Annotated in this window: 22 protein-coding genes and 1 pseudogene; 18 read left to right on the top strand and 5 right to left on the bottom strand. The window is 53.5% G+C overall.

The features are described from left to right. Positions 1-3 precede the first annotated feature (3 nt). The gene (gene cysH, locus AL515_RS19390) at positions 4-738 is read left to right on the top strand and encodes a phosphoadenosine phosphosulfate reductase (RefSeq protein WP_061068478.1); all 735 of its coding nucleotides are present in this window, start codon (positions 4-6) and stop codon (positions 736-738) included. A 44-nt stretch (positions 739-782) separates the two neighbouring features. Here cysH and AL515_RS19385 read toward each other — a convergent pair whose 3' ends face one another. After that, positions 783-1,826, bottom strand: coding sequence for an aminopeptidase (locus tag AL515_RS19385; protein ID WP_061068477.1), 1,044 nt, complete (start codon positions 1,824-1,826; stop codon positions 783-785). Between the two features lie 254 nt (positions 1,827-2,080). On the opposite strand from AL515_RS19385, the gene cysD reads away from it, so the two are divergent. From cysD to rpoS, 12 genes are all read left to right on the top strand, one after another. Continuing rightward, the gene (gene cysD / locus AL515_RS19380) at positions 2,081-2,989 is read left to right on the top strand and encodes a sulfate adenylyltransferase subunit CysD (protein ID WP_005130891.1); all 909 of its coding nucleotides are present in this window, start codon (positions 2,081-2,083) and stop codon (positions 2,987-2,989) included. A gap of 9 nt (positions 2,990-2,998) precedes the next feature. Beyond that, positions 2,999-4,426, top strand: a complete 1,428-nt coding sequence (cysN, locus tag AL515_RS19375; RefSeq protein ID WP_048213062.1) for a sulfate adenylyltransferase subunit CysN — start codon at positions 2,999-3,001, stop codon at positions 4,424-4,426. Continuing rightward, positions 4,426-5,031, top strand: a complete 606-nt coding sequence (gene cysC, locus AL515_RS19370) for an adenylyl-sulfate kinase (protein WP_048213061.1) — start codon at positions 4,426-4,428, stop codon at positions 5,029-5,031. The genes cysN and cysC overlap by 1 nt, the downstream gene beginning before the upstream one ends. A 47-nt stretch (positions 5,032-5,078) precedes the next feature. After that, the gene (locus AL515_RS19365; RefSeq protein WP_048213060.1) at positions 5,079-5,402 is read left to right on the top strand and encodes a DUF3561 family protein; all 324 of its coding nucleotides are present in this window, start codon (positions 5,079-5,081) and stop codon (positions 5,400-5,402) included. 215 nt (positions 5,403-5,617) lie between these two features. Then, positions 5,618-5,929: a cell division protein FtsB gene (ftsB, locus tag AL515_RS19360; protein WP_003034163.1), complete on the top strand. Its 312-nt coding sequence runs from the start codon at positions 5,618-5,620 to the stop codon at positions 5,927-5,929. 18 nt (positions 5,930-5,947) lie between these two features. Continuing rightward, positions 5,948-6,643, top strand: a complete 696-nt coding sequence (ispD, locus tag AL515_RS19355) for a 2-C-methyl-D-erythritol 4-phosphate cytidylyltransferase (protein WP_048213058.1) — start codon at positions 5,948-5,950, stop codon at positions 6,641-6,643. Positions 6,644-6,709: 66 nt separating this feature from the next. Beyond that, entirely contained in the window at positions 6,710-7,189 is a 480-nt protein-coding gene (gene ispF / locus AL515_RS19350) for a 2-C-methyl-D-erythritol 2,4-cyclodiphosphate synthase (RefSeq protein ID WP_003034167.1), read from the top strand. Next, a complete protein-coding gene (gene truD / locus AL515_RS19345) occupies positions 7,186-8,235 on the top strand; it encodes a tRNA pseudouridine(13) synthase TruD (RefSeq protein ID WP_061068476.1) in 1,050 nt (349 codons plus the stop codon). Before ispF ends, truD begins: the two co-directional genes overlap by 4 nt. Further along, the gene (gene surE, locus AL515_RS19340; RefSeq protein ID WP_061068475.1) at positions 8,216-8,977 is read left to right on the top strand and encodes a 5'/3'-nucleotidase SurE; all 762 of its coding nucleotides are present in this window, start codon (positions 8,216-8,218) and stop codon (positions 8,975-8,977) included. The genes truD and surE overlap by 20 nt, the downstream gene beginning before the upstream one ends. Further along, complete coding sequence (locus AL515_RS19335) at positions 8,971-9,597, top strand: protein-L-isoaspartate(D-aspartate) O-methyltransferase (protein WP_061068474.1); 627 nt, start codon at positions 8,971-8,973, stop codon at positions 9,595-9,597. Before surE ends, AL515_RS19335 begins: the two co-directional genes overlap by 7 nt. 186 nt (positions 9,598-9,783) lie before the next feature. Next, positions 9,784-10,866 carry a murein hydrolase activator NlpD gene (gene nlpD / locus AL515_RS19330; RefSeq protein ID WP_306308092.1) on the top strand — a complete coding sequence of 361 codons (1,083 nt, stop codon included), beginning with the start codon at positions 9,784-9,786 and terminating at the stop codon, positions 10,864-10,866. Between the two features lie 61 nt (positions 10,867-10,927). Continuing rightward, entirely contained in the window at positions 10,928-11,920 is a 993-nt protein-coding gene (gene rpoS, locus AL515_RS19325; protein WP_000081498.1) for an RNA polymerase sigma factor RpoS, read from the top strand. Between the two features lie 143 nt (positions 11,921-12,063). Here rpoS and AL515_RS19320 read toward each other — a convergent pair whose 3' ends face one another. Next, positions 12,064-12,468 carry a MarR family winged helix-turn-helix transcriptional regulator gene (locus AL515_RS19320; protein ID WP_048213054.1) on the bottom strand — a complete coding sequence of 135 codons (405 nt, stop codon included), beginning with the start codon at positions 12,466-12,468 and terminating at the stop codon, positions 12,064-12,066. A gap of 159 nt (positions 12,469-12,627) precedes the next feature. On the opposite strand from AL515_RS19320, the gene AL515_RS19315 reads away from it, so the two are divergent. Genes AL515_RS19315 through AL515_RS19305 form a run of 3 tightly spaced genes read left to right on the top strand, consistent with a single transcriptional unit; the run spans position 12,628 to position 14,895 of the window. Further along, positions 12,628-13,221, top strand: coding sequence for a non-oxidative hydroxyarylic acid decarboxylases subunit B (locus AL515_RS19315; RefSeq protein WP_061068473.1), 594 nt, complete (start codon positions 12,628-12,630; stop codon positions 13,219-13,221). Then, entirely contained in the window at positions 13,221-14,648 is a 1,428-nt protein-coding gene (locus AL515_RS19310) for a non-oxidative hydroxyarylic acid decarboxylases subunit C (protein WP_061068472.1), read from the top strand. Before AL515_RS19315 ends, AL515_RS19310 begins: the two co-directional genes overlap by 1 nt. 10 nt (positions 14,649-14,658) lie before the next feature. After that, a complete protein-coding gene (locus AL515_RS19305) occupies positions 14,659-14,895 on the top strand; it encodes a non-oxidative hydroxyarylic acid decarboxylases subunit D (RefSeq protein WP_061068471.1) in 237 nt (78 codons plus the stop codon). Between the two features lie 122 nt (positions 14,896-15,017). Here AL515_RS19305 and mutS read toward each other — a convergent pair whose 3' ends face one another. Continuing rightward, on the bottom strand, positions 15,018-17,579 hold the full coding sequence (mutS, locus tag AL515_RS19300; protein WP_061068470.1) for a DNA mismatch repair protein MutS: 2,562 nt from the start codon (positions 17,577-17,579) through the stop codon (positions 15,018-15,020). Positions 17,580-17,731: 152 nt separating this feature from the next. Here mutS and AL515_RS23880 point away from each other — a divergent pair, with 152 nt between their 5' ends. Next, positions 17,732-17,974: a DUF4102 domain-containing protein gene (locus AL515_RS23880; protein ID WP_320338604.1), complete on the top strand. Its 243-nt coding sequence runs from the start codon at positions 17,732-17,734 to the stop codon at positions 17,972-17,974. Positions 17,975-17,997: 23 nt separating this feature from the next. After that, positions 17,998-18,507: pseudogene (locus AL515_RS19290) on the top strand (transposase); the annotation flags it as partial. A 187-nt stretch (positions 18,508-18,694) separates the two neighbouring features. On the opposite strand, the gene sitD reads toward AL515_RS19290, so the two are convergent. Both sitD and sitC read right to left on the bottom strand, forming a co-directional pair. Then, positions 18,695-19,546 carry an iron/manganese ABC transporter permease subunit SitD gene (gene sitD, locus AL515_RS19285; RefSeq protein ID WP_048213041.1) on the bottom strand — a complete coding sequence of 284 codons (852 nt, stop codon included), beginning with the start codon at positions 19,544-19,546 and terminating at the stop codon, positions 18,695-18,697. Next, positions 19,537-20,400 carry an iron/manganese ABC transporter permease subunit SitC gene (sitC, locus tag AL515_RS19280; protein WP_048213040.1) on the bottom strand — a complete coding sequence of 288 codons (864 nt, stop codon included), beginning with the start codon at positions 20,398-20,400 and terminating at the stop codon, positions 19,537-19,539. Before sitC ends, sitD begins: the two co-directional genes overlap by 10 nt. Between the last annotated feature and the right edge of the window lie 2 nt (positions 20,401-20,402).

Genomic DNA, 20,402 nt, shown 5'->3' with positions numbered 1-20,402 from the left:
CTTATGTCCCAACTCGATCTAAACACGCTGAATGAACTGCCGAAAGTCGAACGCGTATTAGCACTGGCAGAAACCAACGCCGAACTGGAAAAACTGAGTGCCGAGGATCGTGTGGCGTGGGCGCTGGAAAACCTGCCCGGCGAATATGTTCTGTCATCAAGCTTCGGTATTCAGGCGGCGGTCAGCCTGCATCTGGTAAACCAGAGCCGCCCGGATATCCCGGTGATCCTGACCGATACCGGTTATCTGTTCCCGGAAACCTACCAGTTTATTGACGAGTTAACGGACAAACTCAAGCTGAATCTCCAGGTTTATCGCGCGAAAGAGAGCGCCGCCTGGCAGGAGGCACGCTACGGTAAGCTGTGGGAACAGGGCGTCGAAGGCATTGAGAAATACAATGACATCAACAAAGTCGAACCCATGAACCGGGCGCTGAAAGAACTGAATGTACAAACCTGGTTTGCCGGCCTGCGCCGCGAACAGTCCGGTAGCCGTGCACATTTACCGGTATTGGCTATTCAGCGTGGCGTATTTAAAGTGCTGCCGATTATCGACTGGGACAACCGTACGGTATACCAGTATCTGCAAAAACACGGTCTGAAGTATCATCCACTGTGGGATCAAGGCTATCTGTCAGTCGGCGATACCCATACCACCCGCAAATGGGAGCCGGGGATGGCGGAAGAAGAGACGCGGTTCTTTGGGCTGAAAAGAGAGTGCGGGCTGCACGAAGGGTAACGGCTAAAAGCCCGGTAACGTTTACATTTTACCGGGCTTCTTCTTCAGGATTTACCTGCTTTCGCCAGTTCTTTTACCAGCGGCAGCATGATGCGTACGACGTCGCGGCTGCGATGTTCAATCCGGCCTGGAAGCGCTTTATCAATATGCTGCTGGTTGTCCAGACGCACGTCGTGCCAGCTGTTACCTGCGGGGAAAGAGGCGGTTTTAGCGCGTTGCTGATAGCCGTCTTTTTTACCCAGGTTCCAGTTGGTTGCTTCTACCGAGAGCACGGCGATTCCCGCTTTGTCGAAGACCTCGGCATCGTTACAACATCCGGTTCCTTTCGGATAGTCTTTGTTCAGGCCCGGGTTGGTACTGGCGACGATACCGCGGCTGTGTGCAATTGCCAGCGCCCGGTCGCGCGTCAGTTTTCGTACGGCTTCCGGGGTTCTTTTCCCACTATTGAAGTAGAGCTTATCCCCGACGATCAGGTTATCGAGGTTGATAACCAGCAGCGTATTTTTCTTCTCAGCCGCACTCATGCGCTTGAGGATATTTTCTGCGCCGAGTTTGCCTTCTTCCTCGCCGCTGGTGGCGATAAACCGAATGCCGTACTGTGTCGGCACATTTTTAAGTTTTTCAGCCAATTCCAGCATGACACCCAAACCTGCGGCGTTATCGTCGATGCCCTGTAAGGTTAATCCGCCCAGATTAGCATCGGAATCGGCATCGCTCAGCGCGGCGTAAGTGTCGAGGTGCGCCATGATAATAATCTGCTGCGGTGCTTTGCCTTCATGCGCTGCAATGACGGTGCTGCCCGTAACGTTATGCCAGTTCTTACGGTTGTCTTTGGCGGTATAAACATAACGGCTATTAAACGTTCGAATATCACTGCGATAGCCCATCTGCTGAAATTGCTGACGTAAATAATCAGCAGATAGCATTTCTGCCGGAGAGCCCGTCACGCGGCCAGGGAAGAATGTTGCGATATATCGGGCCTGAGTATTTGCGATATCTCCAGGTCTGGAGGATGTTGCCTGTGCAGGAAGGATAAAACACGCGCCGAGCGCCATGGCAGCAATAAGGTGGCGCGTTGCGGAAAACATAATGAGTCCTTAAATACCAAGCAGAAATTTTCAGTCGCTAGTATGAAACTGTGATCGAGGTAAAACAATTTCATTTGCTCCTAAATGCCCGAAATCCGGCGGCTTAAGCACTTTTTGAACTTTGCTTTTCCAAATCGTTATTCCTTTGAGGAACTACTCATTCCAATTCGTAATTTCATTCGCTCTCTTGCCCTCCCTATAGTCAGGTTATCTGAACTTCGTTAGCAAAATAACGGCAATACATAGGAACGGTTATGGATCAAAAACGACTTACCCACCTGCGGCAACTGGAAGCGGAGAGCATCCATATCATTCGTGAGGTGGCCGCCGAGTTTTCGAATCCGGTGATGATGTATTCCATCGGCAAGGATTCCAGCGTAATGCTGCATCTGGCGCGCAAAGCGTTTTATCCTGGTTCACTGCCGTTTCCTCTGCTACACGTTGATACCGGCTGGAAATTCAGCGAGATGTATGAGTTTCGTGACCGTACGGCAAAAGCCTACGGCTGCGAACTTCTGGTGCATAAAAACCCGGAAGGGGTGGCGATGGGCATCAACCCGTTTGTCCATGGTAGCGCCAAGCATACCGACATTATGAAAACCGAGGGGTTGAAGCAGGCGCTGAACAAATACGGTTTTGACGCAGCATTCGGTGGCGCACGCCGTGATGAAGAGAAATCGCGCGCGAAAGAGCGCATCTATTCCTTCCGCGATCGTTTTCATCGCTGGGACCCGAAAAACCAGCGTCCGGAGCTGTGGCATAACTACAACGGCCAGATTAACAAAGGCGAAAGCATTCGCGTATTCCCGCTCTCTAACTGGACGGAACAGGATATCTGGCAGTACATCTGGCTGGAGAACATCGACATTGTTCCGCTGTACCTTGCCGCAGAGCGTCCGGTGCTTGAGCGCGATGGCATGTTGATGATGATTGATGACGACAGAATCGATCTGCAACCCGGTGAAGTGATTAAAAAACGCATGGTGCGTTTCCGCACGCTCGGCTGCTGGCCGCTCACTGGCGCGGTGGAGTCAGACGCGCAGACGCTGCCGGAAATTATCGAAGAGATGCTGGTCTCAACCACCAGTGAACGTCAGGGGCGCGTGATTGACCGCGACCAGGCGGGCTCCATGGAGCTGAAGAAACGTCAGGGGTATTTCTAAGGAGCCGCCATGAATACGACACTTGCACAACAAATTGCTAATGAAGGCGGCGTTGAAGCCTGGATGGTTGCCCAGCAACACAAAAGTCTGCTGCGCTTTTTAACCTGCGGTAGCGTGGATGACGGGAAAAGTACCCTGATTGGTCGCCTGCTGCACGACACGCGTCAGATTTATGAAGATCAGCTTTCATCGCTGCACAACGACAGCAAACGTCACGGCACCCAGGGCGAAAAGCTCGATCTGGCGCTGTTGGTTGATGGCTTGCAGGCCGAGCGTGAGCAGGGCATCACCATCGACGTGGCTTACCGTTATTTCTCTACCGAGAAGCGTAAATTTATCATTGCGGATACCCCCGGCCATGAGCAGTACACCCGCAATATGGCAACCGGTGCGTCGACCTGCGATCTGGCGATCCTGCTGATCGATGCACGTAAAGGCGTGCTGGATCAGACGCGTCGTCACAGCTTTATCTCCACGCTGTTGGGAATAAAACATCTGATCGTTGCGATCAACAAAATGGATCTGGTGGATTTTAGCGAAGAGACATTTAACCGGATTCGTGAAGATTATCTGACCTTTGCAGAGCAGTTGCCGGGCAACCTGGATATCCGTTTTGTACCGCTTTCAGCACTGGAAGGTGACAACGTGGCGTCGCAAAGTTTCAGCATGCCGTGGTACAGCGGCCCGACGCTGCTGGAAGTGCTTGAAACTGTTGAAATCCAGCGCGTTGTCGATACTCAGCCGATGCGATTCCCGGTGCAGTATGTGAACCGCCCAAATCTTGATTTTCGTGGTTATGCCGGAACGCTGGCCTCCGGTAGTGTGAAGGTGGGACAGCGCGTCAAAGTGCTACCGTCCGGCGTAGAGTCCAGCGTAGCGCGGATCGTGACCTTCGATGGCGACTTGCAGGAAGCGCATGCAGGGGAAGCGATCACCCTGGTGCTGAAAGATGAGATCGATATCAGCCGTGGCGACCTGTTACTTGATGCCGGTGAAGCGTTGCCAGCGGTACAAAGCGCTGCCGTTGATGTGGTGTGGATGGCGGAACAACCGTTGTCGCCAGGGCAGAGCTATGACATCAAAGTGGCGGGCAAGAAGACGCGTGCGCGTGTTGATAGCGTGGAGTATCAGGTCGATATTAACAACCTTACCCAACGTGACGTTGAAGCGCTGCCGCTAAACGGCATCGGCCTGGTTAATCTGACCTTTGATGAACCGCTGGTGCTGGATACCTATCAGCATAATCCGGTCACGGGCGGCCTGATTATCATTGACCGTCTGACTAACGTTACCGTCGGGGCTGGACTGGTACGCGAGCCGATCGTCCAGGAGCAGGCCACGACATCCCAGTTCAGCGCGTTTGAGCTGGAGCTTAATGCGCTGGTGCGCCGCCATTTCCCACACTGGGGTGCGCGCGATCTGCTGGGAGGAAAATAATGGCGCTGCATGACGAAAACGTCGTCTGGCATGCCCATCCTGTTACGCCGCAACAGCGGGAGCAACACCACGGGCATCGTGGTGTTGTGCTGTGGTTCACCGGACTCTCTGGTTCGGGTAAATCCACGGTAGCGGGAGCGCTGGAAGAAGCGTTGCACAAGCTGGGGGTTAGCACTTATCTGCTGGATGGCGATAACGTGCGCCACGGTCTGTGTAGCGATCTTGGATTTAGCGATGCCGATCGTAAGGAGAATATTCGTCGGGTTGGTGAGGTGGCTAACCTGATGGTGGATGCGGGCCTTGTGGTGTTGACCGCCTTTATTTCACCGCATCGCGCCGAGCGCAAAATGGTTCGTGAGCGGGTTGGCGAAGGGCGTTTTATAGAGGTGTTTGTCGATACACCGCTGGCGACCTGTGAATCACGTGATCCAAAAGGGCTGTATAAAAAAGCGCGGGCGGGTGAGTTGCGCAATTTTACTGGCATTGACTCGGTATACGAAGCGCCTGAATCGCCAGAAATTCATCTTGATGGTGAACAATTGGTAACAAATTTGGTACCCCAATTATTAGACCTGCTGAGGCAGGAAGATATTATCAGATCCTGAGACACCCGAGCTCACATGCCCGGTCAGTCACGGTCACAGGATTAGATATGCGTAACAGCCATAACATTACTATTACAGAGTCAGATACCTTCGCCGCCGACGACGAAACCACCTGGTCACTACCGGGGGCCGTGGTCGGTTTTATTGCGTGGTTGTTGGCGCTGGGATTCCCGTGTCTGATGTATGGCCCTAATACACTGTTTTTTTTCATTTATACCTGGCCCTTTTTCCTCGCGTTGCTGCCCGTCGCCATTGTGGCGGGTATTGCCCTGCATTCGCTTATGCAGGGACGGCTGCTGCTAAGCGTTACGTTTACCCTGCTGGTGGTTGGGTCGATGTTTGGCGCATTGTTCCTGTGGCTGCTGGGCTAGGTTCACTTCCCTTTTTTCATGGTGAGTGGTGCCGCATATCGGCAGCTCTAATTCAAACCGTAACCAACAATGAGATTATGTTCTCCTTACACGGGGTATACGTAACAACGGGCAAATGTGGTACATTTGCCCGCGTTGTCGCGGCATTCCCGACCGTTGATGTAAAGTTGTCTGCGGAAGTTATGGGATGTTAATGCCGTTTTTCAGGGGGCAGGATGGGTAAACTAACGCTGCTGTTGCTGGCTTTATTAGTCTGGCTGCAGTATTCGCTGTGGTTCGGTAAGAACGGCATACATGACTATAGTCGCGTCAACGATGATGTTGCTGCGCAGCAAGCTACAAACGCGAAACTTAAAGCGCGTAACGATCAGCTCTTTGCTGAAATTGACGATCTCAATGGCGGACAAGAGGCTATTGAGGAGCGTGCGCGCAACGAACTCAGTATGACTAAGCCGGGCGAAACCTTTTATCGTCTGGTGCCTGACGCGTCTAAACGCGCTCAGACTGCAGGGCAAAACAATCGATAAACCGTCCAGGGATTTAACATGGCAGCCACTTTATTGGACGTTTGCGCCGTGGTGCCGGCTGCCGGGTTTGGCCGCCGAATGCAAACAGAGTGTCCTAAGCAGTATCTCTCTATTGGCAATAAAACCATTCTTGAACACTCGGTGGATGCGCTGCTGGCTCACCCCCGGGTGACGCGAGTCGTCATCGCTATCAGCCCAGGCGACAGTCGCTTTGCCCAACTTCCACTTGCTGCGCACCCGCAAATTACCGTAGTGGATGGCGGCAACGAGCGTGCTGATTCTGTCCTTGCCGGTTTGCAAGCAGCAGGGGAGGCTCAGTGGGTACTGGTGCATGATGCCGCACGTCCGTGCCTGCACCAGGATGATTTAGCCCGCTTACTGGCAATAAGTGAAGCCAGCCGTATCGGCGGTATCCTGGCGGCTCCCGTACGCGACACAATGAAACGTGCCGAGCCTGGTAAGACCGAGATTGCTCATACGGTCGAACGCACCGATTTATGGCACGCGTTGACGCCGCAGTTTTTCCCACGCGAGCTGTTGCACGACTGCCTGACGCGAGCGCTCAACGAAGGCGCAACCATTACGGATGAGGCTTCGGCACTGGAATATTGCGGCTTTCATCCGCTGCTGGTCGAAGGACGCGCTGACAACATTAAAGTCACCCGCCCGGAAGATCTGGCGCTGGCGGAATTTTATCTGACCCGAACTATCTAGACACCTCATCCTTCACGCTGCAACGAGGCAGCCTGCAGGATGTTGTGTATACCAGGAGAAGACATAATGCGAATTGGACACGGTTTCGACGTACACGCTTTTGGCGGCGTTGGCCCAATTATCATTGGTGGTGTGCGCATTCCGTATGAAAAAGGTTTGCTGGCGCATTCTGATGGTGATGTTGCGTTACACGCGCTAACCGATGCTCTGCTGGGCGCGGCTGCGCTGGGGGATATCGGTAAACTCTTCCCTGATACCGACCCGGCCTTTAAAGGCGCAGATAGTCGTGAATTATTGCGTGAAGCCTGGCGGCGTATTCAGGCCAAAGGCTATACGCTTGGTAATGTAGATGTGACGATTATTGCACAGGCGCCGAAGATGCTGCCGCACATTCCGCAAATGCGGGTGTTTATTGCCGAGGATCTCGGCTGCCATATGGATGATGTTAACGTGAAAGCGACCACCACGGAAAAACTCGGTTTTACCGGGCGTGGGGAAGGGATTGCCTGTGAAGCGGTGGCGTTACTCATTAAGGCAACGAAATGACTGCGTTTGAAGATCTGACGTATCTCCATGGCAAACCACAAGGCCATGGCGTTCTGAAAGCGAATCCGGAAGACTTTGTCGTCGTCGAAGATTTAGGCTTCGAACCCGATGGCGAAGGCGAGCACATTTTGGTGCGTATCCTGAAAAACGGTTGTAACACCCGTTTTGTGGCTGACGCGCTGGCGAAATTCCTGAAAATTCATGCCCGGGAAGTCAGCTTTGCTGGCCAGAAAGACAAGCATGCGGTCACGGAACAGTGGCTGTGTGCGCGTGTGCCGGGCAATGCGATGCCTGATTTAAGCAAATTTGAGCTTGAAGGCTGTAAAGTGCTGGAGTACGCGCGCCACAAGCGTAAGCTGCGTTTAGGGGCGCTGAAAGGCAACGCGTTTACGCTGGTGCTGCGTGAAGTGAGCGAGCGAAATGATGTTGAAGCGCGTTTGCAGGCAATTAACGAGCGCGGCGTTCCGAACTATTTTGGCGCTCAGCGTTTTGGTATCGGCGGCAGCAACCTGCAAGGGGCGCTGCGCTGGGCGCAAAGCGATGCGCCGGTGCGCGATCGCAATAAACGCAGTTTTTGGTTGTCGGCGGCCCGTAGCGCGTTGTTTAATCAGATAGTCAGTGAACGCCTGAAAAAAACAGACTTTAATCAAGTTGTTGACGGCGATGCGCTACAATTGTCGGGACGCGGAAGCTGGTTTGTCGCCACACAGGAAGAACAAACTGAATTACAGCGTCGCGTCGATGAGAAAGAATTGATGATAACAGCGGCATTGCCGGGCAGCGGTGAGTGGGGAACTCAGCGCGATGCGCTGGCGTTTGAAGAAGCCGCTATTGCTGACGAAACCGCGCTGCAGTCTCTGTTATTGCGCGAGAAAGTTGAGGCATCGCGCCGCGCTATGTTGCTGTATCCACAACAATTAAGCTGGAACTGGTGGGATGACGTAACCGTTGAGTTGCGCTTTTGGCTACCGGCAGGTAGCTTCGCCACCAGTGTTGTAAGGGAACTTATTAACACAATGGGTGATTATGCGTATATTGCTGAGTAACGATGATGGGGTCCACGCGCCCGGTATACAAACGCTGGCGAAAGCGCTGCGTGAGTTTGCTGACGTACAGGTGGTTGCCCCGGATCGTAACCGCAGTGGCGCGTCTAACTCGCTGACGCTGGAGTCTTCACTTCGCACGTTTATCTATGATAATGGCGATATCGCTGTACAAATGGGGACACCCACCGACTGCGTCTATCTGGGCGTGAACGCATTAATGCGTCCGCGTCCGGACATTGTCGTTTCTGGTATTAACGCGGGTCCTAATCTGGGTGATGATGTTATCTATTCCGGTACCGTGGCGGCGGCGATGGAAGGTCGTCATCTGGGGTTCCCTGCGCTGGCGGTCTCACTCGATGGGCATAAACACTACGATACTGCTGCCGCAGTAACCTGCCGGATTTTACGCGCGTTAAGCCGCGAACCGCTGCGCACCGGTCGCATTCTGAATATCAACGTGCCGGATTTACCCCTGGATCAGATCAAAGGTATTCGCGTTACCCGCTGCGGCAGCCGCCATCCGGCGGATCAGGTGATTCCACAGCAGGACCCCCGCGGCAATACGCTGTACTGGATCGGACCACCGGGCGAAAAATGCGATGCCGGTCCGGATACGGATTTTGCTGCCGTTGATGAAGGTTATGTTTCCATCACGCCGCTGCATGTCGATTTAACCGCATATGGCGCGCATGAGGTGGTTTCTGACTGGTTAGACAGCGTGGGAGCCGACACGCAATGGTAAGCAGACGCGTACACACTCTTCTTGAACAATTACGTGCGCAGGGCATCAGAGATGAGCATGTCCTGGATGCGCTCGCCGCCGTGCCGCGTGAAAAGTTCGTTGATGAGGCGTTTGAACATAAGGCCTGGGATAATATCGCCCTGCCGATTGGCCAGGGGCAGACCATCTCACAGCCCTATATGGTGGCTCGCATGACCGAACTGCTGGAGCTAACGCCGCAGTCTCGGGTGCTGGAAATTGGTACCGGCTCTGGCTACCAGACGGCGATCCTGGCGCATCTGGTGCATCACGTGTGCTCTGTTGAGCGCATTAAAGGTTTGCAATGGCAGGCGCGTCGTCGCCTGAAACAGCTTGATTTACATAATGTTTCGACCCGTCATGGTGATGGATGGCAAGGCTGGCAGGCGCGAGCTCCGTTTGACGCTATCATTGTGACGGCAGCACCGCCGGAGATCCCAACGGCATTGATGATGCAGTTGGATGAAGGCGGCATTCTCGTCTTGCCCGTGGGCGATGAGCACCAGTTTTTGAAACGGGTGCGTCGTCGGGGAGGCGAATTTATTATCGACACCGTGGAGGCCGTACGCTTTGTTCCCTTAGTCAAAGGGGAGCTGGCGTAGCTAACGCTGCTGAATACCTGGAGTTTTCCTGGATATTCTGGAATTAGTAAGCGTATCGTGGTCACATTTTCCAGTGTCCAGTCCGATGCCTTGCACGGTGATTACGTCACTGGGTATTAACCAAATTTTCCTGGGGGATAAATGAGCGCGGGAAGCCACAAATTTACCGTTCGCCGCATGGCGGCATTGTCACTGGTTTCGTTATGGCTGGCAGGTTGTTCAAACACCTCGAATCCACCAGCGCCGGTCAGCTCTGTTGGCGGCAATGCATCATCGAACACCAGCTCCGGCATGCTGATCACGCCTCCACCAAAAATGGGATCAACGGCGACAGTACAACAAACGCCACAGATCCAACCGGTGCAACGCCCGGCGACTCAGCCAACACAGGTTCAGCCGGTTGCAGAACAGCCTGTCCAGATGGAAAACGGGCGGATTGTGTACAATCGTCAGTATGGGAATATTCCGAAAGGTAGCTATACGGGTGGCAGTACCTATACTGTTAAGAAAGGCGACACGCTTTTCTATATTGCCTGGATTACCGGGAACGATTTCCGTGACCTCGCACAACGCAATAACGTTCCGGCCCCGTATGGCCTGAATGTCGGACAAACTCTGCAAGTGGGCAACGCGTCGGGTGCACCGATTACCGGTGGTAATGCCATCACCCAGGCGGATGCAGCACAGCAAGGAGTTGTGACCAACCCTGCACAAAATTCCACCGTTGCTGTTGCTTCGAAACCAACAATTACGTATTCTGAGGATTCAGGTGAACAAAGTGCTAACAAAATGTTGCCGAACAACAAGCCTGCTGGGACCGTCGTCACAGCGCCTGTAACGGCTCCGGCAGTTAGTGCAACCGAATCGACTGCAAGCTCAACTTCTACCAGTTCGCCGATTTCTACCTGGCGCTGGCCGACTGACGGCAAAGTGATCGAAAACTTCGCAGCTACCGAAGGTGGCAATAAAGGGATCGACATTGCAGGCAGCAAAGGACAGGCTATTGTCGCGACCGCAGATGGACGCGTCGTATATGCCGGTAATGCGCTGCGTGGTTACGGTAATCTTATTATCATCAAACACAACGATGATTACCTGAGTGCCTACGCCCATAACGATACAATGCTGGTCCGGGAACAACAAGAAATCAAGGCGGGGCAGAAGATAGCTACCATGGGTAGCACCGGAACCAGTTCTACACGCTTGCATTTTGAAATTCGTTACAAGGGGAAATCCGTAAACCCGCTGCGCTATTTACCGCAGCGATAATTCGGCGGAACCAGGCTTTCACGTGCTAGTTCCGTTAGGGATCACGGGTAGGAGCCACCTTATGAGTCAGAATACGCTGAAAGTTCATGATTTAAATGAAGATGCGGAATTTGATGAGAACGGAGTAGAGGCTTTTGATGAGAAAGCCTTGAGTGAAGAGGAACCCAGTGATAACGACCTGGCTGAAGAAGAGCTGTTATCGCAGGGGGCCACACAGCGTGTGTTGGACGCGACTCAGCTTTACCTTGGTGAGATTGGTTATTCGCCACTGTTAACAGCCGAAGAAGAAGTTTATTTTGCGCGTCGCGCACTGCGTGGAGATGTCGCTTCTCGCCGCCGCATGATTGAAAGTAACCTGCGTCTGGTGGTGAAAATTGCTCGTCGTTATGGCAATCGTGGTCTGGCATTGCTGGACCTGATTGAAGAGGGCAATCTGGGGCTTATCCGTGCCGTCGAGAAGTTTGACCCTGAGCGCGGGTTCCGCTTCTCAACATACGCAACCTGGTGGATCCGCCAGACGATCGAACGGGCGATTATGAATCAAACCCGTACGATCCGACTGCCGATTCACATTGTAAAAGAGCTGAATGTCTATCTGCGTACCGCGCGTGAGTTGTCGCATAAACTGGACCACGAACCGAGTGCAGAAGAGATTGCGGAACAACTGGATAAACCGGTTGATGACGTCAGCCGTATGCTCCGACTCAACGAGCGCATTACTTCGGTAGACACCCCGCTGGGTGGCGATTCCGAAAAAGCGTTGCTGGATATTCTGGCCGACGAAAAGGAAAACGGTCCGGAAGACACCACGCAAGACGATGATATGAAACAGAGCATCGTCAAATGGCTGTTCGAACTGAACGCCAAACAGCGTGAGGTGCTGGCACGTCGTTTTGGTCTGCTGGGGTACGAAGCTGCGACACTGGAAGATGTGGGCCGTGAAATTGGCCTGACCCGTGAACGTGTTCGTCAGATTCAGGTTGAAGGCCTGCGTCGTCTGCGTGAAATCCTGCAGACACAGGGGCTGAATATCGAAGCGCTGTTCCGCGAGTAAGCACAAGTTCTATCAAGAAAGGCCAGTCTCGGTGAGGCTGGCCTTTTTCTTTGTTTGTTGCCTGATGGCACTGCGTTTATCAGGCTCTACGGAGAGCAGGGCTTTGTGGGCCGGATAAGACGTTTACGTCGCCATCCGGCAAATCAGTTCATCATCTTACGCACCAACTGCGTAAACTGTTCGCGCTCTTCCCCGCTAAGTCGGCCCAGAAACTCATCATCCACGCTATCTCCCAACGGGGTTGCGCTGGCCAGTAATGCTTCCCCTTGCGCGGTCAAATAAACAAACCGCCGACGCTTATCCGCCGGGTCGTGCTCACGCCTGACCAGATTGCGTTTTTCCATCCGGCTCAGCATTTCCGCAAGCGTCGCCTTGGTACAGACTGCAGCCTCGGTCAGGGTAACCTGCTCAATGCCGGGCTGTTCAGCGATGGCCCGCATCACTGCGTACTGAGGTTTGGTCAGTTCCGGTAATGCATGCTGCCAGCGAGCCGTATGCTTTTGAAAAAGCTGACGTAGTAAGTGAAACGCGGTATTTCGTAACTCCATGGGAACTCCGGGCAAACGATCGGTCTCTATCATAGCGGGTAACGCGTGATTTTTTAATAAGCGCGACTTTAGCTATCTGTGCCAGGTGTCCTTGCCCGGAGTCGGTTGTGGGAGTATGTTATGCAAAATGTTCGTACACGAACAATATTGAGAGGTTGAATGAGACTCATCGTAGGAATGACCGGGGCAACGGGAGCGCCGCTTGGTGTGGCGCTACTACAAGCGCTGCGGCAAATGCCGGAAGTGGAAACGCATCTGGTGTTATCGAAGTGGGCTAAAACGACGATTGAGCTCGAAACGCCGTACAGCGTTAACGATGTGTCTGCGCTGGCGGACTATTGCCACCATCCGGCGGACCAGGCAGCGAGTATTTCCTCTGGCTCGTTTCGGACCGACGGCATGATCATTATCCCCTGCAGCATGAAAACGCTGGCCGGTATTCGCGCAGGCTACGCGGAAGGCCTGGTGGGGCGCGCCGCTGATGTGGTGCTGAAAGAAGGGCGCAAGCTGGTGCTGGTTCCGCGTGAAATGCCGCTGAGCACCATTCATCTGGAAAATATGCTCGCACTTTCCCGTATGGGCGCCGCAATGGTTCCGCCGATGCCCGCGTTTTATAACCATCCGCAAACGGTCGATGACATTACGCAGCACATTGTCGCTCGCGTTCTCGATCAGTTTGGTCTGGAACACCCAAACGCCCGTCGCTGGCAGGGGTTACGGCAGGCGCAGAATTTTTTACAGGAGAATGAGTAATGGCATTTGATGATTTGCGTAGCTTTTTGCAGGCGCTGGACGACCAGGGACAATTGCTGAAAATCAGTGAAGAAGTGAACGCCGAACCGGATTTAGCAGCGGCTGCCAATGCCACCGGACGTATTGGCGACGGGGCGCCTGCGCTGTGGTTTGACAACATTCGTGGATTTACCGATGCCCGTGTGGCAATGAACACTATCGGCTCCTGGCAGAACCATGCAATCTCGCTGGGTTTACCACCGAATACGCCGGTGAAAAAACAGATCGATGAATTCATTCGCCGCTGGGATAAATTTCCGGTTACGCCGGAGCGTCGTGCCAACCCGGCGTGGGCGGAAAACAGCGTCGACGGTGACGATATCAACCTGTTTGATATTCTGCCGCTGTTTCGTCTGAACGATGGCGACGGTGGTTTCTACCTTGATAAAGCCTGCGTGGTTTCACGCGATCCGCTGGATGTCGACAATTTCGGTAAGCAGAACGTCGGCATTTATCGTATGGAAGTGAAGGGCAAACGCAAGCTTGGCCTGCAGCCGGTGCCGATGCATGATATCGCGCTGCATCTGCATAAAGCTGAAGAGCGCGGCGAGGATCTACCGATTGCGATCACCCTTGGCAACGATCCGATCATCACTCTGATGGGGGCAACGCCGCTGAAGTACGATCAATCTGAATACGAAATGGCGGGGGCGCTACGAGAAAGCCCGTACCCGATCGCCACCGCACCGCTCACCGGTTTTGACGTACCGTGGGGTTCAGAAGTGATCCTTGAAGGGGTCATTGAAAGCCGCAAGCGTGAAATAGAAGGGCCATTTGGTGAATTTACCGGGCACTACTCTGGCGGGCGCAACATGACTGTGGTGCGCATTGATAAAGTCTCTTATCGCAGTAAACCTATTTTTGAATCGCTGTATCTCGGGATGCCGTGGACGGAAATCGACTATCTGATGGGGCCAGCAACCTGCGTACCGCTGTATCAACAGTTGAAGGCAGAATTCCCGGAAGTGCAGGCGGTGAACGCCATGTACACCCACGGTTTGCTGGCGATTATCTCCACCAAAAAACGTTACGGCGGCTTTGCCCGTGCGGTAGGGTTGCGGGCGATGACCACGCCGCACGGTCTGGGTTACGTGAAAATGGTGATTATGGTTGATGAGGATGTTGATCCGTTCAACTTACCGCAGGTGATGTGGGCGCTGTCGTCGAAGGTCAATCCGGCGGGGGATCTGGTGCAATTGCCGAATATGTCGGTGCTGGAGCTTGATCCGGGTTCCAGTCCGGCGGGGATTACCGACAAGTTAATTATTGATGCCACCACACCGGTCGCGCCGGATAACCGTGGGCACTACAGCCAGCCGGTATGTGATTTACCGGAAACGAAAGCCTGGGCTGAAAAGCTGACCGCCATGCTGGCTAACCGTAAATAAGGAGTTGCAGATGATTTGTCCACGTTGTGCCGATGAACATATTGAAGTGATGGCGAATTCGCCGGTAAAAGGCGTCTGGACGGTATATCAGTGCCAGCATTGTCTGTACACCTGGCGTAATACTGAACCGCTACGTCGCACCAGCCGTGAGCACTACCCGCAGGCGTTTCGCATGACGCAGAAGGATATTGATGAAGCACCGATGGTGCCAAGTATCCCCCCGCTGTTGGCGGAAGATAAGCGCTAATCAAAAATGCAGGCGAGGCGAAGCCCCGCCCGGTAAATTTGCCCGATGGCGCTGTGCTTATCGGGCCTACAAATCAGGCCGTAGGCCGGATGAGACGGAGCCGTCATCCGGCACCACGAGTATTACACCAGACTCTTCAACCGATAGATCCACTCCAGCGCCTGGCGCGGCGTCAGCGAATCCGGGTCAATATTTTCCAGTGCTTCAACGGCAGGTGATGTCTCTTCCGGTGCACTGAGCAGTGACATCTGCGTCCCATCAACCTGCGTTGCCGCGGCGTTTGGCGTGATGCTTTCCAGCTCGCGCAGTTTTTGCCGTGCGCGTTTGATAACCTCTTTCGGAACGCCAGCCAGTGCCGCGACCGCCAGACCATAGCTCTTACTCGCCGCGCCATCCTGTACGCTGTGCATAAAGGCGATGGTATCGCCATGCTCTAACGCATCCAGATGTACGTTCGCTACGCCTTCCATTTTTTCCGGTAACTGAGTCAGTTCGAAGTAGTGGGTAGCAAACAGCGTGAGTGCTTTGATTTTATTCGCCAGATTTTCAGCACAAGCCCAGGCCAGAGATAAACCGTCATAGGTTGAGGTCCCGCGCCCAATCTCATCCATCAGCACCAGGCTGTTCTCAGTGGCGTTATGCAGAATATTGGCAGTTTCGGTCATTTCTACCATGAAGGTTGAACGACCGGATGCGAGGTCATCCGCTGCGCCCACACGAGTAAAGATACGGTCGATTGGACCTATTTCTACCTTTTGTGCCGGCACATAGCTACCGATGTAGGCCAGCAACGCAATCAGCGCGGTCTGGCGCATATAGGTGCTTTTACCGCCCATATTTGGCCCGGTGATAATCAGCATCCGCCGCTGCGGGGAAAGGTTAAGTGGGTTGGCGATAAACGGCTCACTCAGCACCTGTTCCACCACCGGATGGCGACCCTCTGCAATACGGATACCGGGCTTATCGCTGAATGTCGGGCAGGTGTAGTTCAGGGTATAAGCGCGTTCGGCCAGGTTGACCAGCACGTCAAGCTCTGCCAGTGCGCTGGCGCTCTGCTGTAAATCAGCCAGATGCGGCAACAGCATGTCGAACAGCTCGTCATACAGCTGTTTTTCCAGTGCCAGCGCTTTGCCTTTTGAGGTCAGAACTTTGTCTTCGTACTCTTTCAGCTCAGGAATAATGTAGCGCTCGGCATTTTTCAGCGTCTGACGGCGTACGTAGTTAATCGGTGCCAGATGACTCTGTCCACGACTGATCTGAATGTAGTAACCGTGGACGGCGTTAAATCCAACTTTCAATGTGTCCAGGCCGGTGCGCTCGCGCTCGCGGATCTCCAGTCTGTCCAGATAATCGGTTGCGCCATCAGCCAGCGCTCGCCATTCGTCCAGCTCTTCGTTATAGCCCGGTGCGATAACGCCACCGTCGCGTACCAGCACTGGCGGGGCATCAACCACGGCACGCTCCAGCAGTTCACGCAGTTCCGTGAACTCGCCCATTTTCTCGCGCAGCATCTGTACGGGAGCGCTGTTTACGTTTTCCAGTTGAGCGCGCAGTTCCGGTAATTGCTGGAAGGCGTGACGCATCCGCGCCAGATCGCGTGGGCGCGCGGTACGCAGTGCCAGACGTGCCAGAATACGTTCCAGATCGCCCACCTGACGTAGTACGGGTTGCAATTCGCTGGTGGAATCCTGCAGCGCGCCGATGGTCTGCTGGCGCTCGATCAGTATCTGCGTATCGCGGACTGGCATATGCAGCCAGCGTTTGAGCATACGGCTACCCATTGGCGTCACGGTGCAATCGAGCACCGATGCCAGCGTGTTTTCTACGCCACCGGCCAGGTTCTGGGTAATTTCCAGATTGCGGCGCGTGGCGGCATCCATAATGATGCTGTCCTGCTGGCGTTCCATGGTGATGGAGCGAATATGTGGCAGTGAGGTGCGCTGGGTATCTTTTACATATTGCAGCAGGCAGCCGGCAGCGCATAATCCACGCGGCGCGTTTTCCACACCAAAGCCGATCAGATCCCGTGTGCCAAACTGCAGGTTTAACTGCTGGCGGGCGGTATCAATTTCAAACTCCCACAGCGGACGACGACGCAGGCCGCGACGGCCTTCGATCAGCGACGTTTCTGCGAAATCCTCGGCATACAGCAATTCGGCAGGATTGGTGCGCTGTAGTTCCGCAGCCATCGTCTCACGGTCTGCGGGTTCACTGACGCGAAAACGCCCGGAGCTGATGTCCAGTGTGGCGTAGCCAAAGCCTTTACTGTCCTGCCAGACGGCGGCCAGCAGGTTGTCCTGACGTTCCTGTAAAAGTGCTTCATCGCTGATGGTGCCCGGTGTGACGATGCGTACCACTTTGCGTTCAACCGGCCCTTTGCTGGTTGCTGGATCGCCAATCTGCTCGCAAATAGCGACAGATTCCCCCTGATTGACCAGCTTAGCGAGGTAGTTTTCCACCGCATGGTGGGGAATGCCCGCCATCGGGATTGGCTCGCCTGCCGATGCGCCACGTTTGGTCAGCGAGATATCGAGCAGCTGCGACGCACGTTTCGCGTCGTCATAAAACAGTTCGTAAAAGTCGCCCATGCGGTAAAACAGCAGGATCTCCGGGTGCTGAGCCTTCAGCTTGAGATACTGCTGCATCATGGGGGTGTGAGAGTCTAGATTTTCTATTGTACTCATTGGAGTGTGATGTCCATATTTCTTAATTTTTAATGAGTTAGTGAATTTTATGGTTATCATTAGGTTTCACGTTGTCTCATCGAATATCATGGAATCCTACAGTTAACAGTAGGAATTCATGACTGCATAAGGTGCATGATAACGGAGTCTTTATGGTAGTAAAACAAGAGGGAAAGCCACTTTCGTTTAAAGCGGTAAAAATGATGAAGCCTGGTGGCAAAGATGAGGCTGACGTGGGCGAAAATCGTGGTTTACGTCTCTCATGTGGTGCCACCGGGATGAAGTCTTTTTCCTACCGTTACGCGAGTCCCCGACTGGTAAACTTGTTCAGTTTAAAATTGGTAACTTTCCACAACTTCTCTCGTTTGCTGCACGTTTTAAACTCCACGAATTAAAGCTTCTCCGTCAGGCCTGCCGGAGTCTGAACCAGAACTGGTCTATCGACTTTATGCCTGATACCCAGGTCTGTGGCCGTCGTTTTCGCACGTTCAATGTCGTTGATGACTTTAACCGTGAGGCGTTGTCGATTGAAATCGAACTGAATCAGCCAGCTCTGCGCGTGGTCCGTGTGCTCGACAGGATCGCGGCAAATCGCGGCGATCCGGTCACGTTACGCATGGATAATGGTCCGGAATTTATCTCACTGGCACTGGCTGAATGGACAGAGAAACATGCAGTAAAACTGGAGTTTATCCAGCCGGGTAAGCCGACACAGAACGCTTTTATTGAGCGCTTTAACCGAACATACTGTACAGAAATACTCGATTTTTATCTGTTCAGAATGCTGAATGAAGTGCGGGAAATCACGGAGAAATGGTTATCTGAATATAACTGTGAACGCCCGCATGAATCACTGAACAATATGACACCGGAGGAATACCGACAGCACTATTATCTGGCCGGGATCTCAAAAAATGCCTGGAACTAAAACGGGTCTATTTACACCACACCCCAATGTACCATTGAAGTGTGGCTGGTGAAGTTTGTATCAAATTACTCATTCATTTCGTGGTTGCTCTTTTTTATCTTATTGAATATCGATAATACCCGTCAGGATGCGGAAACGAGGTTTTAGAGGCATAAGCATCATTAGCTGACATATCATGAAGCATTATTTATACATCATGCAGCTGAAGTTGATTCTCTAAACGCCGATCGCGCAGCGTTGAATAAATAAAGGTGATGACAAACAGCAGGGAAAATAAAACGACTATGGTCGGCGCGGGGGCACTGTCGATGAAAAATGACAGGTATACACCCAGAAATGACGTTGCAACCGATATGGCGGTAGCCAGTAATAATGCCTGGGCGAACCTGCGCGTCATTAAAATCGCAATCGCACCGGGGGCAATCAGCAAGGAGATCGACAAAATAATACCTACCGACTTTAGCGTCGCGACGATAGTCAGGGCTATCATACACAGCAGACCATAATGCAGCAGTGTGGTGTTAAGACCGCTGGCCTTTGCCTGGTGCGGATCGAACGCATGCAGTAGCAGATCTTTCCATTTAAGCCCGATGATAAGCGCTATCCCCAAAGCGATAACCGCAGTCTGCGCAATGTCGCCCAGCGAAACGCCCAGCATGTCACCGAACAAAATATGGTCCAGATGAATTTCAGACTGGATTGACACATACAGCACCAGTCCGGCGCCAAACATACCGGAAAAGACGATCCCCATCAGGGTATCGCGCTTGATACGGCTATTATCGTCAAGATACCCGGTGGCGACCGCGCAGAACAATCCGGCGACAAAAGCGCCAATCGCCAGCGGAATACCCGCAATCCAGGCCAGTACAATCCCTGGAAAGACCGCATGGCTCATGGCATCCCCCATCAGCGCCCAACCTTTCAACACCAAAAATACCGACAGCAGCGCGCAGGGGACGGCGACGATAACGGAGATGGTCAGCGCGTTGACCATAAAGCTGAACTGAAAAGGTTCCAGTAATGTGGTTAAGAACATGAGGACTCCTTGTTCACCTGCCGGGCGCGGCGGCGATTCGCCAGCAGACCGTGTTTGGGGGCGAAGACAAACGCCAGCAGGAACAGCAGCGTTTGCAGTACGACGATAATTCCGCCGGTTGCGCCGTCCAGCCAGTAGCTTAGCCAGGCGCCGAAAAAGCTGGTCAGGCTACCGATAGCCACAGCGATCGTCAGCAGACGAGGAAAACGATCGGTCAACAGCCAGGCTGTGGCGCCGGGCGTGACCACCAGGCAAATGACCAGAAATGCGCCGACGGTTTGCAGTGCAGCAACGGTGGAAACGGAGAGCAGCGTAAAAAATAGCAGCTTCAGCCGACCAGGATTCAGACCAATAGAGCGTGCATGGTTTTCATCGAAAAAGACCACCATCAGGTCTTTCCACTTCAGCAGCAGGATAGTCAGTGAGATGACGCCGATGATCGCCAGTTGCAAAATATCTTCCGGCGCAATCGCCAGCACGTTACCGAGAATAATGGTCTGGATGTTCACCGACATCGGATTGAGCGACACCATAAACAGCCCGATACCGAAAAAAGACGAAAAAATCAGTCCGATAATCGCATCTTCCTTCAGGCGCGAACGCTGATTAAGAAACAGCATACTGCCCGCAGCCAGTCCCCCGGAGAGAAATGCCCCCAGCGCGAAGGGAAGCCCTAGCATATATGCCCCGGCAACACCGGGGACGATGGAATGCGATAGCGCATCGCCAATAAGCGACCAGCCTTTGAGCATCAGGTAGCATGAGAGGAACGCGCACAGGCCGCCGACCATCGCCGAAACCCACATGGCGTTGAGCATGTACTGGTAACCAAAGGGTTCTGTCAGCCAGTTCATGA

This window comes from Citrobacter sp. FDAARGOS_156 (assembly GCF_001559235.2).
Classification (GTDB): domain Bacteria; phylum Pseudomonadota; class Gammaproteobacteria; order Enterobacterales; family Enterobacteriaceae; genus Citrobacter; species Citrobacter youngae.
The sequence above is the reverse complement of the archived record's forward strand: the minus strand, read 5'-3'. Positions and strand labels throughout refer to the sequence as shown.